The organism is Mycolicibacillus trivialis (assembly GCF_002102395.1).
In the GTDB taxonomy this organism is placed as follows: domain Bacteria; phylum Actinomycetota; class Actinomycetes; order Mycobacteriales; family Mycobacteriaceae; genus Mycobacterium; species Mycobacterium triviale.
The window spans coordinates 1-15,069 of the sequence record NZ_LQPZ01000028.1 but is presented as its reverse complement, the minus strand read 5'-3'; the positions used below and the strand labels follow the sequence as shown (position 1 = coordinate 15,069).

At 68.4% G+C, this 15,069-nt stretch carries 13 protein-coding genes; 6 read left to right on the top strand and 7 right to left on the bottom strand.

Translation table 11 applies throughout. The features are described from left to right. Window positions 1–92 precede the first annotated feature (92 nt). The 3 genes from AWC30_RS10585 (at window position 93) to AWC30_RS10575 (ending at window position 3,175) form a co-directional block, all read left to right on the top strand. On the top strand, window positions 93–1,016 hold the full coding sequence (locus AWC30_RS10585) for a metal-dependent hydrolase (RefSeq protein WP_085110160.1): 924 nt from the start codon (window positions 93–95) through the stop codon (window positions 1,014–1,016). Between the two features lie 8 nt (window positions 1,017–1,024). Beyond that, the gene (locus tag AWC30_RS10580) at window positions 1,025–2,200 is read left to right on the top strand and encodes a hypothetical protein (RefSeq protein ID WP_085110159.1); all 1,176 of its coding nucleotides are present in this window, start codon (window positions 1,025–1,027) and stop codon (window positions 2,198–2,200) included. A gap of 84 nt (window positions 2,201–2,284) precedes the next feature. After that, complete coding sequence (locus tag AWC30_RS10575; RefSeq protein WP_085110158.1) at window positions 2,285–3,175, top strand: SAM-dependent methyltransferase; 891 nt, start codon at window positions 2,285–2,287, stop codon at window positions 3,173–3,175. 12 nt (window positions 3,176–3,187) lie between these two features. On the opposite strand, the gene AWC30_RS10570 is transcribed toward AWC30_RS10575, so the two are convergent. After that, window positions 3,188–4,732 carry an acetolactate synthase large subunit gene (locus AWC30_RS10570; protein WP_085110157.1) on the bottom strand — a complete coding sequence of 515 codons (1,545 nt, stop codon included), beginning with the start codon at window positions 4,730–4,732 and terminating at the stop codon, window positions 3,188–3,190. Between the two features lie 124 nt (window positions 4,733–4,856). Between AWC30_RS10570 and AWC30_RS10565 the strand changes: the two genes are divergently transcribed. Continuing rightward, window positions 4,857–5,495 (top strand): cutinase family protein, encoded by a 639-nt coding sequence (locus tag AWC30_RS10565; protein ID WP_085110156.1) that lies wholly within the window; start codon window positions 4,857–4,859, stop codon window positions 5,493–5,495. Here the strand turns inward: AWC30_RS10565 and AWC30_RS10560 are convergent. From AWC30_RS10560 to AWC30_RS10545, 4 genes are all read right to left on the bottom strand, one after another. After that, window positions 5,492–7,069, bottom strand: coding sequence for a class I adenylate-forming enzyme family protein (locus tag AWC30_RS10560; protein WP_085110155.1), 1,578 nt, complete (start codon window positions 7,067–7,069; stop codon window positions 5,492–5,494). The two genes, AWC30_RS10565 and AWC30_RS10560, sit on opposite strands and share 4 nt — an antisense overlap. 42 nt (window positions 7,070–7,111) lie before the next feature. Next, entirely contained in the window at window positions 7,112–7,414 is a 303-nt protein-coding gene (locus AWC30_RS10555; RefSeq protein WP_085110154.1) for a hypothetical protein, read from the bottom strand. After that, window positions 7,411–8,625 (bottom strand): inorganic phosphate transporter, encoded by a 1,215-nt coding sequence (locus AWC30_RS10550; RefSeq protein ID WP_085110153.1) that lies wholly within the window; start codon window positions 8,623–8,625, stop codon window positions 7,411–7,413. The genes AWC30_RS10555 and AWC30_RS10550 overlap by 4 nt, the downstream gene beginning before the upstream one ends. 264 nt (window positions 8,626–8,889) lie before the next feature. Further along, a complete protein-coding gene (locus AWC30_RS10545) occupies window positions 8,890–9,444 on the bottom strand; it encodes a TetR/AcrR family transcriptional regulator (protein ID WP_234808038.1) in 555 nt (184 codons plus the stop codon). 92 nt (window positions 9,445–9,536) lie between these two features. Between AWC30_RS10545 and AWC30_RS10540 the strand changes: the two genes are divergently transcribed. After that, on the top strand, window positions 9,537–11,054 hold the full coding sequence (locus AWC30_RS10540; RefSeq protein WP_085110152.1) for a carotenoid oxygenase family protein: 1,518 nt from the start codon (window positions 9,537–9,539) through the stop codon (window positions 11,052–11,054). Window positions 11,055–11,085: 31 nt separating this feature from the next. On the opposite strand, the gene AWC30_RS10535 is transcribed toward AWC30_RS10540, so the two are convergent. After that, window positions 11,086–12,255 (bottom strand): globin domain-containing protein, encoded by a 1,170-nt coding sequence (locus tag AWC30_RS10535; RefSeq protein WP_085110151.1) that lies wholly within the window; start codon window positions 12,253–12,255, stop codon window positions 11,086–11,088. Between the two features lie 277 nt (window positions 12,256–12,532). Between AWC30_RS10535 and AWC30_RS10530 the strand changes: the two genes are divergently transcribed. Then, a complete protein-coding gene (locus tag AWC30_RS10530; protein ID WP_234808037.1) occupies window positions 12,533–13,294 on the top strand; it encodes a hypothetical protein in 762 nt (253 codons plus the stop codon). A 32-nt stretch (window positions 13,295–13,326) separates the two neighbouring features. Here the strand turns inward: AWC30_RS10530 and AWC30_RS10525 are convergent, their stop codons facing one another. After that, window positions 13,327–14,979 carry a sulfatase-like hydrolase/transferase gene (locus AWC30_RS10525; protein ID WP_085110150.1) on the bottom strand — a complete coding sequence of 551 codons (1,653 nt, stop codon included), beginning with the start codon at window positions 14,977–14,979 and terminating at the stop codon, window positions 13,327–13,329. Window positions 14,980–15,069: the final 90 nt, after the last annotated feature.

The following is a 15,069-nucleotide window of genomic DNA, read 5'->3' as shown; positions in this document are numbered from 1 at the left end:
CCCGCCGGCTTGACGGTATCTCAACCGCTTGCAATCATACAGACATCCATGTCTGTGTATGACTGTATGTTCCAACCAGAGGATATCCGCCGATGACCGATCTGCAGGTGCGCAAGATGCGCTTCGCGTTCGCCGACTACCCCGTCCCCTTCCTGTGGAATGAGGCCAACCCGGCCTTCTCGGCGATGGCCAACTCGGTGTCGTTCCTGGCTGTCGCCTTCGAGAACATGATCAGCGCGATGATCCCCGAGGCGCAGAAGCTGATCACCGATCCCGCGATCGCCGAGGAGGCCGATGCGTTCGTGCGCCAGGAGGGCCAGCACTCCTGGGCGCACCGCCAGCACGTCAAGGGACTGATCCGGGCCTACCCCGGCCTCAAGGGCACCTTCAACGAAGTCCTCGCCGCGTTCAACGATCTGACCAACAACACTCCGCTGAAATACCGGCTGGCCTACACGGCGGACCTGGAGGCCACGTTCACCCCGGTGTTCAAGTTGATGCTCGATCACGACGACACCCTGTTCGCGCCCGGTGACGACCGGGTGGCGTCACTGTTCCTGTGGCACTTCGTCGAGGAGGTCGAGCACCGTAGTTCGGCGCTGATCATCTACAACCACGTGGTGAACAGCCCGTTCTATCGGATGCGGGTTGCGCCTTCGATTTTCAAGCACGTGATGGCCACGTTGCGAATCGCCGCGCAGGGCTTCAACACTCACGTTCCGTTCGAAGACCGCAAAGTCGATGCGATGTCGACGTTCGTACCCTACCGCTACAAAAAGGCGGTACTGGACAGGCTGCCGTTCGCCAAGCCCGTCGACAACGGCCCGGTGGACAACGCCTTCGGGCACCTGCCGGTGCGCGACCAGCTCACCGCGCTCGCCGGAGTGTTCCGCAGCCAGATGCCGTATCACAACCCGGCGCACGAAAAGCTGCCCGCGCTCGCCGACGAATGGTTTGATCGCTACAACGCCGGATACGACGTGACGCAGTGGTACACCGCTGCGGCCGCCAACTAAGGAACCCGATGCCTGATCTGTGTACGGACACCTTCGCCGACCTCGCCACCTCGATGGGCTTCACCTGCGCCGACACCGGCGGGCTGGTCGAGTTCCGCAACCCGTTCGGGTTGGAGAACTGGACCATGCCGATACTGGAGCTGACGATCATCGTCGGCGCGGTGCTGGCGTTGGCCTACGCCATCCGGCGCTACCGGCGCCACAGCGACGCCACCAACCTGGTGCTGTGGTTCGGCGCGATCGCCTATCTGCTGATCATCGAACCGCCGCTGTACTTTCCGGGCGCGTTCGGGATCGCCGACCACGTCGACACGATGTTCGCGCACAACCTGTTCACCGTCGAATTCCTCTGGGGCCGACTGCCGCTGTACATCGTGGCGATCTACCCGTTCATGGCCACGATCTCGTTCGAGATCGTGCGCGTGCTCGGCGTGTTCCGGCGCTACGGGACGTTGGCCGGTGCGGTGTGCGTCGGGTTCGTCCACCACGCCTTCTACGAGATCTTCGACCACCTCGGCCCGCAGCTGCGTTGGTGGGAGTGGGCGGGCGACAACCCGATGAACCAGCCGTTCTTCGCCTCGGTGCCGATGGGCAGCGTCGTGGTCTTCGCCGCGCTCTGGCCGCTGTCGCTGGCGTTCTGCGTTCAGTGGTTCGTCGGCCGGCACATGGACCGTGGCAAGCGACTCAGCCCGCTGAGCCTGGTCTGGCGCACCGTGGCGGTCGGCGTACTCGCGTCGCTGGGCACCGCGATCCTGCCGCTGCCCGCGACCATCACCCAGTGGGCCAGCGACGGCCGTTACCAGGGCTATGCCTACCTGCTGGAACTGATCGTCGTCGCGGTGGTCGCCGCGGTCATCTTCTACCGGCAGTGGCAGCGGTTGCAGACCGATGGCCCGCTCTCGCTCGCCGGCGGGCTGACCACCGAGTCCTACCGCGACCGGCTGATGGTGGGCTACGCAGCGGTCTACCTGGTCGTGATCGGCCTGCTGTGGCTGGCCGCCCTGCCCGACTACTTCGGCGCCGTGGCCGGGCGTACCGCGGACGGCAACCCGATCGGCAACGTCTTCTATGTGACGCTGTGCTTCCTGATCGCGGCGATCTGCACCGCGATGGCGGTCAAGGCCAACGCCGGTAAAGCACCGGTGGCCCAGACGAGGGCGCCGAAGCCGGTGAGCGCCGGGTAGATCCCGTCGCGGTTTCGCGACGCGGCGACTCGGCCTACCATTCGGTACTGATTCGCGACGGCGACAGGAGCGGAGGAGACCGGGATGGCGCGCAGCGACGGTGACACCTGGGACATCGTGACCAGCGTCGGTCTCACCGCGCTCGGGGTGTGCGCCTCGCGGGCCCTCGACGCGGAGCTGACGCCTCCGCTGGCCGACGACGAGTTCGCCGCGGGGTTCGTGGCCGCGGCCGGTGAGCCGAACCTCGCTGCCGCGGTGGCGAACCGGGATCTGTCGACGGCGGCCGGGTTCAACGCCAACTGGGTGGGGGTGCGCACCCGCTTCTTCGACGACTACTACGCCGCCGCCACCGCCGACGCGATCCCGCAAGCCGTGATCGTGGCGGCCGGCCTCGACGCACGTGCCTACCGGCTGTCCTGGCCACCGGACCACACGCTGTTCGAAGTCGACCAGCCCCGCGTGCTCGACTTCAAGCAGCAGGTGCTCGATGAGCGGACGGCCGTGCCGACGACCCGCCGGGTCACCGTCGCCGTCGACCTGCGGGAGGACTGGGCGACCGCGCTCACCGGCGCCGGGTTCGACCCGGCCCGACCGGCCGCGTGGGCGATGGAGGGACTGCTCCCCTACCTGCCGGGCAGCGCGCAGGACGCGTTGTTCGAGCAGGTGCACGCGCTGTCGGCGCCGGGCAGCCGGATCGCCGCGGAACTGGGTCCCGATCCGGGGACGCTGACCCGCTTCGCCGACTACCTGCGGGATTTCGGCGGCGATCCCACCCAGGCGCCGATCGGTGAACTCTGGTACGACGACCCGCGCCGCGACACCCCTGCCTGGCTGACCGAGCGCGGCTGGACGGTCCGCCCGGTGGATCTGGTCGAGCGGGCCGCGACCGACTACGGCCGCCCGTTCGGTGAGCTCCCGGAGTTCTTCGAGACGTTGCTGCGCACGAAGTTCTTCACCGCGGTCCGCGGCCGCTGACCGAACGCCGGATCAGATCCGCGCGTCGATGAGGTGCGGCCCCGGAGCGGCCAGCGCATGTTGGAACTGCTCGGCCAACTCCTCGCAGGTGGTCGCGACGGTGGCCGGCACCCCGAATCCCTCGGCGATCGCGGCGAAGTCCATCTCCGGGCGGGACAGGTCCAGCAGGTCGTTGGCCTTCGGTCCACCGCCGTCGGCGCCGACGCGGGCGAGTTCGAGGCGCAGGATCGCGTAGGCGTTGTTGTTGAGCAACACGGTGGTCACGTCGAGGTTCTCCCGCGCCATCGTCCACAGCGCCGAGATCGTGTAGGCCGCACTCCCGTCGGCCTGCAACGCGATCACCGGGCGGTCTGGAGCCGCCACCGCCGCGCCCACCGCGACCGGCAGCCCCTGTCCGATCGCACCGCCGGTCAGCGCGAGCACGTCGTGGCACGGCGACCCGGCGGTGGCGGCCGGCAGTAGCACGCCGGAGGTGTTGGATTCGTCGGAGAGGATCGCGCGCTCGGGCAGCAGGGCGCCGATCACGTCGACCCAGTTCTGGGCGGTCAGCTCCCCGGTCGGCAGCTCGGGCACGACCGGTGGCGCCGGCCGCGCCGCGATGCCCGGGGCGAGCAGGTCGGCGAGCTGCTCCAGGGCCGCGACGACGTCGGTTTCCAGCCCGGCCAGCGTGTGGACGACCGCGCCGTCGGGAACGAGGTCGCTGGGTTTGCCGGGGTAGGCGAAGAACGTGACGGGTGCGCGGGTTCCCACCACGATCAGGTGCTCGATGCCGGCCAGTTGCGCCCCGGCCTGTTCGGCGAGGTAACCGAGCCGCTCCACCGGGGGAACGCCGGCGCCGCGGGTCAGCCGGGCGGGAAACGTCTCGACCAGCGTGCGTGCGCCGGTGGCCGCGGCGATGCGGTCGGCTGCGGACAGCCCGGCCAGCCCGGTGGCCGGCCCGCCGAGCAGCAGGCAGGTCGGCGCACCACCGCGCAGCACCTCGGCGATCTCCTCGATGACCTGCGCGTCCGGGGCGGACGGTGGCACCGGTTCGACCGCGGCGGCGGCCTCGGCGCCGTCGTCCCAGGAGATGTCGGCGGGCAGGATCAGGCTGGCGACCCGGCCCGGACTCGCCTGGGCCGCCGCGACGGCCTCGGCGGTGTCCCGACCGACCTCCGCGCCCCCGCCGGTGCGGCGCACCCAGCCGTGGGTCCAGTCGGTCAGCGGCTCGATGTCGGATTCCAGCGGTGCGTCGTACTTCTTGTGGTAGGTCGCGTGATCGCCGATGACGTTGACCACCGGGGTATGTGCGCGCCGGGCGTTGTGCAGATTCGCCAAACCGTTGCTCAGCCCCGGACCAAGGTGCAGCAGCGTCGCGGCTGGCTTCCCGGCGATGCGGCCGTACCCGTCGGCCGCACCGGTCGCGACCCCTTCGAACAGGCAGAGCACGCCGCGCATGTCGGGTACCTCGTCGAGGGCGGCCACGAAGTGCATCTCCGAGGTGCCGGGGTTGGCGAAACACACCTGGACACCGGAGTCGACCAGCGTGGTGATGAGCGCCCGTGCGCCGTTGGTCATGAAATCCTTTCCCGACGTCTCAAGCCAGTCGAACGCGGCCGAGTATATCGACGCACACCTCGGGCCGGAGGGTCGCCGGGACCCTGGATCACGCGCCGAAAACCGCGCGTGGGAACCTTTACCCATGATCGGAGTCCTTCGTTTTCTCGGAGCTGCCGTGCTGGCCGGGGCCGCTTTCGCGGCGCCGGTCGCGGTGCCGTCGGCGAGCGCCGATCCCTGTCCCGACGCCGAGGTGGTGTTCGGCCGCGGGTCCGGTGAACCGGTCGGGCTCGGCGGCGTGGGCCACGCCTTCGTCGACGCGTTGCGCGCGAAGCTGCCGGACAAATCGATCGCGGACTACGCGGTGAACTATCCGGCGACCCACGACTACCGGTCCAGTTCGGAGGTCGGGGTCTCCGACACGGTGGCGCACGTCCAGTCGGTGATCGCCACCTGCCCCGACACCCGGATCGTGCTGGGCGGCTACTCGCAGGGCGCGCTGGTGATGGAGATGACCAGCGATCGGCTGGCGCCGGAGGCCGCCGACCACATTGCCGCGGTGACCCTCTTCGGGGCGCCAACGAGCAGCTACGCGGCGTCGCTGTGGGGCGGACCGCCGCCGGTGCTCAACGAGTCCTACCGCGCCAAGAGCGTCGAGTACTGCGTGCCCGATGACATCGTCTGCACCGAGGGCGGCAACATGGTGGCGCATGCTCTCGGCTACGCCGACTCCGCGCTGCCTGCCCAAGGGGCAGACTTCGCGGCCGGCCGGCTCAGCGGTTAATCAGCGATAGCCGTGCGGGCGCGGATATCTTCGCGCAGAACCCCTTTGGCGACCTTACCGCCCGATGAGCGGGGCAACTCGTCGACGACGATGAGTCGTTCGGGCAGCAGTTCCTTGGAGACGCCGCGCTCCAGCAGGTAATCGATGAGGTCGGGCAGCTCAAGACCGGTGGGTCCGGCCGCTTCGACGTAGAGACAGACCTTCTCGCCGAACACGGCGTCGGGCATCGCCACCGCCGCGGCCACCGAGATCGCCGGGTGGGCACTCGCCGCATCCTCGACCGCGGCGGCGCTGATGTTCTTGCCGCCGCGCAGGATGAAGTCCGAGGTGCGTCCGCTGACGGTGAGATATCCCTCCGCGTCGATGCGGCACAGGTCTCCCATCCGCATCCAGCCGTCGGCGGTGAAGAGTTGATCGTTGCCGGTGTCGTCCAGATAGCCGAGGCTGGTCGCAGGCCCGCGACACGCCGGCTGACCGTGCCCGGTTGCGGTCACGTCACGGTCACCGTCGAACAAGCGCACCGCCATCTCCGGCACGATTCGCCCGCCGGTGGTCAACCGGCGTCGGCGGGAGTCGGCCGGGGTGGTGCCGCTGAGCAGGCCGGTCTCGTTGGAGCCGTAGAACTGCAGGATCGTCGCACCGGTCAGGTCCTCAAAGTCGGCGGCCGGCCGGTAGGGCAACGTCTCCCCGCCGGTGAACACCACGCGCAGCGAGCTGAGGTCGTGGTGGTGGCGACGCGGGTCGGCCATCAACATCGTCAGTTGGGTGCTGACACAACACAGCACGCTGACCCGGTGTGCGGCGATCGCCTCCCAGGTCGCGGCGGTGGTGAAGCGTGGCAGCCGTACCGTGGCGGCGCCCAGATGGATCGGGGTGGTGTGGCTGGTCCACAGACCGAAGCCGAACGGTGTCGGGATGACCGGCAGGACCACGTCGTCTGCGGTCAGCGCGGCGTGCTCGACCGCCTTTCGGTGGAAGTAATGCCACCGGTTCTGGGTGTGCACGACGCATTTGGGGGTCCCGGTGGTGCCGGAGGTGGAGTTGATCAGGAAGACGTCGTCGGGGTCGAGTGCGGGTCCCGGCTCTCCTCCCGCGAGACCCAGGCCCAGGTCGCGCAGCACCAGCGGCGTCGCCGACACGGTGTGGGCCACCTCGGCGGCCGCCTGCGCATGCTCGGGGTCGCTGACGACGAAAGCCGGTCGGGCTGTGGTCAGGATCGCGGTGGCCTCGGTGGTTCCGGCACGGGCGCCGAGGCCGACCGTCACCGCTCCGCATCGTTCGACCGCGACCAGCAACACGTGGATGGCGGCGCGATCGCTGTGCCACACCGCGATCCGCAGGCCCGGTTGCACCCCGGCGCCGGCCAACTGCGCAGCGAGCGCGTCCGCCGCGGCGTCGAATCGGCGCCAGGTCAGGCTCGCCCCGTGGTGGTCGAGGTAAGCGACGTGCCCGGGCGTATCGGCAGCGTTGCGTCGCACCGCGCCGGACAAGGTGGTCATCGACCACCAGCCGTTGGCGTAGTAGCGGTCCCGTTCCTCGGCGGTGAACGCCGGGGAACGGTCGATGGCGCGCATCACCGCATGATAGGTAGCCCCGCAGGCCGACTGTCGCGGCCGTCAGTCCAGATCGAAAAGATCGTCCCAATCGTCCCAGTCATCCCACTGCCAGCCGATCCTGTGCTCGATGAAGTCTCGGGCGATGAACAAGATCCCGGCGATCACGATGACGAGCAGTAGCGCGAAGATCATCCAGCGCAGCATGCGCTGACGCCGGCTGCGTTCGACCGGTACGCCGACAGCACCGTCGCCGGCCGGGCCCAGCCGCACCGCGACCGCGAAGAGCGCCGGCAGGGCGGCTCCCGCGACCAGGCCGAAGAACAAGATCTTCGCAGTGGCGGCGTAATCGAACCAGCCCGTCATCGTTCTCCGCCTTCCAACGCGGTGACGGGTTCGACCGCCGGTCGGCCCAGACCCGTTTCCGGTTCGGCGGAGACGTCCAGGCCGCCGGTCAGACCGTCGCACCAGTCGGCGGTGACATTGGTGTGATCGACGCGGACCTTTCGGGACTTGAGCCAGATCAGCGTCGTCACCCCCGCCAGCAGGCCGAGTCCGGCCGCCACACCGCCGATACCGCCGATGGTGTGGATCAGCCGGTAGCTGCCGGCGCCGACGGCCCCGGCCAGCGGCAGGGTGATCAGCCAGGCGACAGCCATCCGGCGGACGACCTGCCAACGGACCTCGGCGCCGGGCTTTCCGAGACCCGCGCCCAGCACCGACCCGGTCACCACCTGGGTCGTCGACAAGGTGTAACCGAAGTGGCTGGACAACAAGATGACGGAGGCCGACGAGGTCTCCGCGGCCATGCCCTGTGGGGATTCGACGTCCACCAGGCCCTTACCGAGCGTGCGGATCACCCGCCAGCCGCCGAGGTAGGTGCCGGCCGCCATGGCCAGCGCACACGAGACGATGACCCACAGGGGCGGCAGCACCTGGGTTTTACTTGCCGCACCATAGGAGATCAGCGCCAAGAAGATGACACCCATGGTCTTTTGGGCGTCGTTGGTGCCGTGGGCCAGCGATATCAGGGCCGTCGAGCACACCTGGCCGCGCCGGAACTCGCGTAGCGTGCGGGTACGCGACAGCCCACCGATGAGTCGGTAAACCGATGCGGTGGCGACCGTTCCGATCACCATGGCCGCGATGACCGCGACCACCGCGGGCACCATCACCTTGGCGACGACCCCGCCCCAGAGCACTCCGCGGGCCCCGGCAGCCACGATCATCGCCCCGACCACCCCGCCGATCAGAGCGTGCGAGGAACTCGACGGAATCCCGAACAGCCAGGTCAGCAGATTCCAGACGATGCCTCCGATCAGTCCGGCGAACATCATCTCCAGGGTCACCAGGTGGGTGACGACGAGGTCTTTGGCTATGGTCGCGGCCACCTGGGTCGACATGAAGGCCCCGAGGAGGTTCAGCGACGCGCACAGTGTCACCGCGGTTTTCGGCTTGAGCGCGCCGCTGGCGATCGCGGTCGCGGTGGCGTTGCCGGTGTCGTGAAAGCCGTTGGTGAAATCGAATCCGAGCGCGGTGACCACCACCACGATCAAGAGGAATAACTCTAAGTGCACTCCGGCAATTTTGCTGGTCGCGCTGCCCCGCTGTCGAACCCGCAGCTAACAGGAGTTCGTCGTGTGTCCCGCCGACCGCTCTCCGACCGCATTTGGCGGTGGGATGATCTCGAGTTCAACTCGGCGGCAAACGATCTGGACCTTGCAGAGTAACCCCGCCGGCAATCGGATCCCGGGCAGTCTCCGCCGCCTCGGGCGGGTACCCACAAACTGTACGTTTCCTGTGAATTATCGCCGCGTCGGCGGTCGCCGAGACGGCGCCGTTCACGGCCGCAGCACCGCGCGGCCGACCGCCTCGGCGATCTGCCGGTCGGACAGCGCACTCCGCTCGACGAGCAGGTGCGACAGCACCGTGCGCACCACGAATTCGGCAGCCTGAGCCGGCGGCAGCGCGAGCCGCGGGTCGTGCTGCATGGTCACGGCGACCGCGCCGGAAACGGTCTGGACCAGGTCCATCCGGTCGTCGCCGATCTTCAACATGGCACGCAGCAGCCAGTGCGGTTCGTTGTCCCGGACGTAGATGAAGGCCCGGTGGCCCCGCAGGTACCGCAACGCGGTCACCATCACCGAGGCGATTCGGTCAGCCGGATCGGCCGCCGGATCGATCGCGGCGACGACCGCCGCGATCATCTGCTGGATCTCGTGCTCGGCGAGCGCCGAGACCAATCGGTCCTTGTCGCCGAACTCCCGGTAGGCGGTGGCGCGGGAGACCCCCGCCCGTGCGGCCACCTGGCGCAATGTCAACCCGTCGATGCCCTGCTCAGCGATCAACCCGAGGGCGGCCTGCATCAGTTCAGCGGAGAAACGCGTCGCGGCCACTGACTCTTCTTACCCCACCGGCGTGTCTCGGAGCCGTTGACGAACCAACCGAGTGAGACTAGTTTTCAAATCAGTCTCAGTTAGGAGCTTTGATGGTTTCGCTGTCACCACCGGCCGGCACACCACCGGACCTGAGTCGCCTCCCGGGGTTGCAGGAGTATCTGGCCACACTGCCGAACCGCGAGCGGGCGCAGGCCGACCGCTGGCTCGCCGAGCTGGACGCACCCGATCTGGCCAGTCTGGGGGTGAGCGAGGCCCAATGCACCGAACACGACTACGACGTCACCGCGGTCGACGGAACGATGCCGACCGAGTTGTCCGGGACGTTGTACCGCAACGGCCCGGGCCGGTGGCAGGATCACACCGGCCGACCACTGCGGCACCTCTTCGACGGAGACGGCATGCTCTCCGCGTTCACCCTTCGCGGCGGACGGGTGCACTACCGCAACCGTTACGTGCGCACCCGCCACTTCCGCGGCCGTAGCGGAACCAGCCATCTGGGCACCGCCGCCGCGGGCGGATGGCCGGCCACCGTCGGTCGCATGCCACCGAACTTGGCCAACACCAACGTCGTCGGGCACGCCGGGCGACTGTATGCGCTGTGGGAGGGCGGCCCGCCGCACGAGATCGACCCGCAAACGCTGGAAACCCTCGGGGTACGCCGGTTCGGCGGGCAACTGCGGTGGATGGGCTCCTATTCCGCGCACCCCTCCGTCTGCTCGCGCAGCGGCGAGATGTTCAACTTCGGGGTTGAGTTCATCCCCCGCCCGCATCTGCGCATCTACCGCACCGATCCACGCGGGCGCTTGCGCCACTTCCGTTCCGCGCCACTGCCCTATACGGCGATGGTGCACGATTTCGCTCTCACCGACCGCTATCTGGTGTTTCTGGTCTCCCCGATCATCCCCGATGCGGTACCGGTCGCGTTGGGCCTCAAGCCGCTCGGCGACGCGCTGCGGTACCGGCCCGACCGCGGCAGCGTGATCATCCTGGTCCCCCGGGACGGGGGGAAGATCCGTCGCATCGACTGCGAGCCGACTCTGCAATTCCATCTGAGCAACGCTTTCGATGACCGCGGCGACGTGGTCATCGACGCGATCACCTACGAAGACGGCCGCCTGTTGGACCGCTTGGCACGGTTCCACACCAGCCGACTCGACGACATCCCGTCGGTGTTCACCCGGTTCCGGGTGACTGGTGCCGGTCGGGTGAGCAGTGAACCGTTGTACGACAGTCCGTGTGAGTTTCCTCGCCACCACGGCGGGTTGGAGGGCCGACCGTACCGCTACGCCTATCTCAACACTCGGCTCAACCTGGCGGCCTTCTACGACTCGGTCACCAAACTGGACCTGTCCGACAACACCGCGACGACGTTTACCGCCGCCGACCCGGGCAATAGTTTCTGTGAGCCGGTATTCACGCCCAAGCCCGACGCCGTGCGCGAGGACGATGGTTGGTTGCTCACCGTGGAATATCAAGCCGCCCGCCACACCTCACGGCTGGTGGTCTTCGATGCGGCCGACCTGACTCGGGGCCCGATCGCCACCGCCGGACTTTCCCACCACATCCCGCAGGGCTTCCACGGTAACTTCGTCTCACATCCACGGTGAGTTGCCCTATCAGCCGGTGCGGCCGGCACGTTCAAGCCACCTGCAACCACAAGTCCGGGCCGAAGACCTCGTAGTGGATGGACTCGGCGGTGATCCCACGCCGAACCAGTCGGTCCTTCATCGCCTGCATGAACGGTAGCGGGCCGCACAGATACACCTGCACGTCGTCGGGCAGATCCATCTCGGTCAGGTCCGTCGACATCCCGATCTCGGAGTACCAGGTCCGCATGATCGCCTCGGGCAGGCGCTCGACCAGGTTGGCGAGTTCACTGCGGTGCGGGTGAGCGGCGCGTGACCGATCGGCGTGCACGACCCACACCGGCCGGGGGTCCCCGGTGTCGACGAGGTGGCGCAGCATCCCGATCATCGGGGTGCAGCCGATCCCGGCCGACACCAGCAGCACCGGCACCGGTTCCGGGGTCAGGGTGATGTCGCCGAACGGCGGCGACACGTCGAGCACATCACCCTCGAACACGTTGCTGTGCAGGAAGTTCGACACCTGGCCGATCGGCGATCCGGGTTCGGAGTCGACCTTTTTGACGGTGATCCGCCAGCGGCCAGCGTCGCCGGCGCTGATGCTGTACTGGCGGATCTGACGAGCCCCGGTGGGCAGGTGCACCCCGACCGAGGTGTACTGGCCGGGCCGGTGAGCAGGCAGCGGGATGTCCACCCCGGTCAGGGTCAACGCGATGCAGTCCGGTGACTCCTGGGTCCGGGCCAGTACCCGCGCACGGCGCCACACCTGCCCGGGCAACACGCCCGCCTGCGCGTAGAGCTCGGCCTCCCGGCCCATCAGGGAGTTGGCCATCAGCCAATACACCTCGTCCCAAGCGGCGGCGATCTCGTCGGTGACGGTGTCCCCGAGCACGGCGCCGATCGCGGCGAACAGGTAGTGGTGCACGATCCGGTACTGGTCGGCGGTGACCCCCAGCGAGGCGTGCTTGTTGGCGATGCGAGACAGCACCTTGTCCGGCGGTGGGGCGTCGTCGGCGACCAGCAGCGCGGCGAAGGCGGCGATTGCACCGGCCAGCGCCCGTTGCTGGTCGCCGCGAGCCTGGTTGCTCTGGTTGAACAGGTCCTGCTCGAGTTCGGGGTGGTCGGCGAACATCGTCGTGTAGAAACGGCGGGTGATCTGTTCGATCGCCGCACCGACGGTCGGCAAGGTCTCCTTGACGACCGCGGCGGATTCGGGGCTGAGCATGGTGAGGCCTTTCTGTTGAACGGGCCGACTCCCCTACTACCGTGTCCACCGGGTGCTACATCAGCGTCATCGCGGTGTTAACAGCCGGAAAAACCGGTGCGGAGCCTCCTCACCGGAGGTGGGGATCTTATCGTTCTGAAGTGGCGGAGCAAACCGAACATGTACATGCCCTATATGGGTGCCTGACCTCGCCGAGCCGACGAGGGTTTCGGGTGGCGGCAACGCGGTGGCGCGGCGTGCCCAAGCCGTAGCATGCGGCTATGCCGGTGGTTCAAGCGTGGGCGTCTCAATGAGGCGGGTCTCCTGGCGGCACGCATCGGCGACGTTCGGCAGTGCCGCGATCCTGACCGTCACCGCGGCGGCGTGCCAGTCGACACCGTTGTCCGAGGCGAACGCCACGACGGCGGTGGCGACCTCGCCCACCGCGAGCCCCGATACCCTCCAATACCGGCCACTCTGGCCCTTCGCGTCGCACGAGGAGGCCGACCAATGGCTGCTCGACGGGCCGGCCGACGACTGGCACGCCGACGCCGAAGCGACCGCGCACCGATTCACCCGCGACTACCTGGGCTTTTCCGGGATCGATCACGCCGAGGCGGTCAGGACCAACGATCGCGAGGCCTGGGTGGAGGTCGGCTTCGCGGTGCCCGGCGGTGCCATCGCAACGGCCGCCACGGTGCACCTGGCCCGGTTCGGCAGCGACGCCGCCGCACCGTGGGAGGTTGTCGGCACCCAGGACACGGTGCTGACCTTGGACTCCCCCGGCTACGGCAGCACCGCCGACTCGCCCATCGAAGCAGGCGGGGTGATCTCCGGTGTCGACGAGTGCATCCACTTGGCGGTGCGCCAAATTTCGCAACCCGATCCCCTCGGGGAGTTCTCCTGCCGACCCGCCGGCGGCGACCATAGCCGGTGGGCGGCGACGGTGACGTTCAGCGGGGCACAGCCGGGAACGCTCACGCTGGTCGCGTGGACCGGCGGCCATGTGGTCGACGTCGAGAGATTCGCGGTGACCGCCCTGGGTGTCCCCACCGACTGAGGACGTCTCGGGCCATGTCCGGGCTCCCGTCGTCAGCCGGCCCGGCGCTTCGTGAGTTCCGCCATGTCGGCCATGCCCTGCTCCTGGGCCTCGTGTAGGAAGTCCGGCAGCGGCGCCCGCAACTCCGGCAGCACCTGGTGGTCGAGCAGCTCTTGCAACTCGGCCTGGCGTGGGTGGTGGCCGGCCTGGTTGTCCACCTCGGCGATCCCGTCGGACCCGCCGTAGTCGTACAGTTCATGTTCGATGGGTCGCGTGGTGTCGATGTCCATGCTGCCGGGTTTCCAGTAGGAGTACACGCCGAACTTCGCCTCCGGCGTGCGCACGCCGAGGATGTGGCTGGGCGCCGACGTCGGGATTTCCGCCGACGGCGAGGGAAGGCCACCGAAGATCTCTCTGGCGGCCGGCGATTTCGCCAGCGTCACGAACTCCTCCACCGACATGTCGTCGGTGGCGTGCGCAATCCACGGCCGGCCCGCATGCCCACTGTCGGCGGCGATGGCCGCGAGGTCGGCACGGTCCGCCAGGTAGGAGTACCGCGAATCCGAGCGCCACCGGTCCCCGCCGTGGGCGATGGACAGCATCAGCGGCGCCAAGTCGACGCTGGAGGTGAGCTGGGTGCGGGTCTCGCCCGGGTTCGGAGTGAGACGGCCTGACGGGTCGCGCAGGTACAGCGGCACCCGGATGCTCTCCTCGTACAGTGCGGCGCCCTTGCCGCGCAGGCCGTGCGAGCCGGCGTATTCACCGTGGTCGGAGGTGAACACCACGATGGTGTCGCGGTCGATGTCGGGCCGCGCCGCTACCGTGTCGAGCACCCGGCCGATCTGGTCGTCCACCTGCTGCTGGAGCCACAGGTACATGTCCAGGCAGCGGGCCCACAGCGCCGGGTCGGACATCTCCCCAGTCAGCACCGGTGACATGAAGTTCATGTAGTCGATCTGCAGCTGCGGCTTGTTCCGGCGGCGCAGATCCTCGGCGGTTTCGAAGTTGGCCGGTCGTGCATCGAACCGGCGTGGGACATCGTCGGGCAGCGGACTTCTCGGCCACCAACAGATGTCGTGCGGGTTGACCAGGGACACGGTGGTGCACCACGGTCCGTCGCCGGCGTGCTCGTCGAACCAGCCGTTGAACTGTTCGACGATCGAGGGGTCCTGCTCCAGCCCCTGGTTGGGTGCGCCGTTGGGTGAGGGGTAGGTGCCGCCGGCGAAACCGTGCGCGTCCAGCCCGTCGGGGGTGGTGTCGGCGTGGTGGCCCAGGTGCCACTTCCCCCACCACCAGGTGCGGTACCCGGCCTCGCGCAGCATCGTGCCCCAGGTCGGGAACCGCGGCGCGAGGGTCGATTCGATGGGCCCTTCGCCGGTGTAGAGACAGCCGGTCTGATGCGAGTACAGCCCGGTGGTCATCACGCCGCGGGACGGCGTGCACATGCTCGAGGCGCTGTAATGCGAGCCGAACGTGATGCTTTCCCGCTGCAGCCCGCCGAGCCGGGGCAGGAGCGCGCTGAGCTCCCGGGGTTCGGGGAACCACTGCGGGGCGCGCATCTGGTCGACGATGATGACCAGAATGTTGGGTTTCGCGGTGTCGGTGCCAGGTCTGCGCAGCAGTTCGTAACCGCCCACCCCTACGGCTGCCGCACCGGCGGCCACCGCCGCCCCACCCAGCAGCGTCCGCCGGCTGATCTTCGTCATGGCGGTCAGCTTAAGCCTCGATCCACGGACGAATTGGCTGGTCGTCGGGTGTCGTGACGAGGAAAGTGCCCTCTGAGCTGCGATGATGAG

What these genes read in the sequence shown, in the direction of transcription:
- AWC30_RS10585 (WP_085110160.1), top strand. Translation starts at nt 93, where the DNA reads ATGACCGATCTGCAGGTGCGCAAGATGCGCTTCGCGTTCGCCGACTAC.
- AWC30_RS10580 (WP_085110159.1), top strand. Translation starts at nt 1,025, where the DNA reads ATGCCTGATCTGTGTACGGACACCTTCGCCGACCTCGCCACCTCGATG.
- AWC30_RS10575 (WP_085110158.1), top strand. Translation starts at nt 2,285, where the DNA reads ATGGCGCGCAGCGACGGTGACACCTGGGACATCGTGACCAGCGTCGGT.
- AWC30_RS10570 (WP_085110157.1), bottom strand. Translation starts at nt 4,732, where the DNA reads ATGACCAACGGCGCACGGGCGCTCATCACCACGCTGGTCGACTCCGGT.
- AWC30_RS10565 (WP_085110156.1), top strand. Translation starts at nt 4,857, where the DNA reads ATGATCGGAGTCCTTCGTTTTCTCGGAGCTGCCGTGCTGGCCGGGGCC.
- AWC30_RS10560 (WP_085110155.1), bottom strand. Translation starts at nt 7,069, where the DNA reads ATGCGCGCCATCGACCGTTCCCCGGCGTTCACCGCCGAGGAACGGGAC.
- AWC30_RS10555 (WP_085110154.1), bottom strand. Translation starts at nt 7,414, where the DNA reads ATGACGGGCTGGTTCGATTACGCCGCCACTGCGAAGATCTTGTTCTTC.
- AWC30_RS10540 (WP_085110152.1), top strand. Translation starts at nt 9,537, where the DNA reads ATGGTTTCGCTGTCACCACCGGCCGGCACACCACCGGACCTGAGTCGC.
- AWC30_RS10535 (WP_085110151.1), bottom strand. Translation starts at nt 12,255, where the DNA reads ATGCTCAGCCCCGAATCCGCCGCGGTCGTCAAGGAGACCTTGCCGACC.
- AWC30_RS10525 (WP_085110150.1), bottom strand. Translation starts at nt 14,979, where the DNA reads ATGACGAAGATCAGCCGGCGGACGCTGCTGGGTGGGGCGGCGGTGGCC.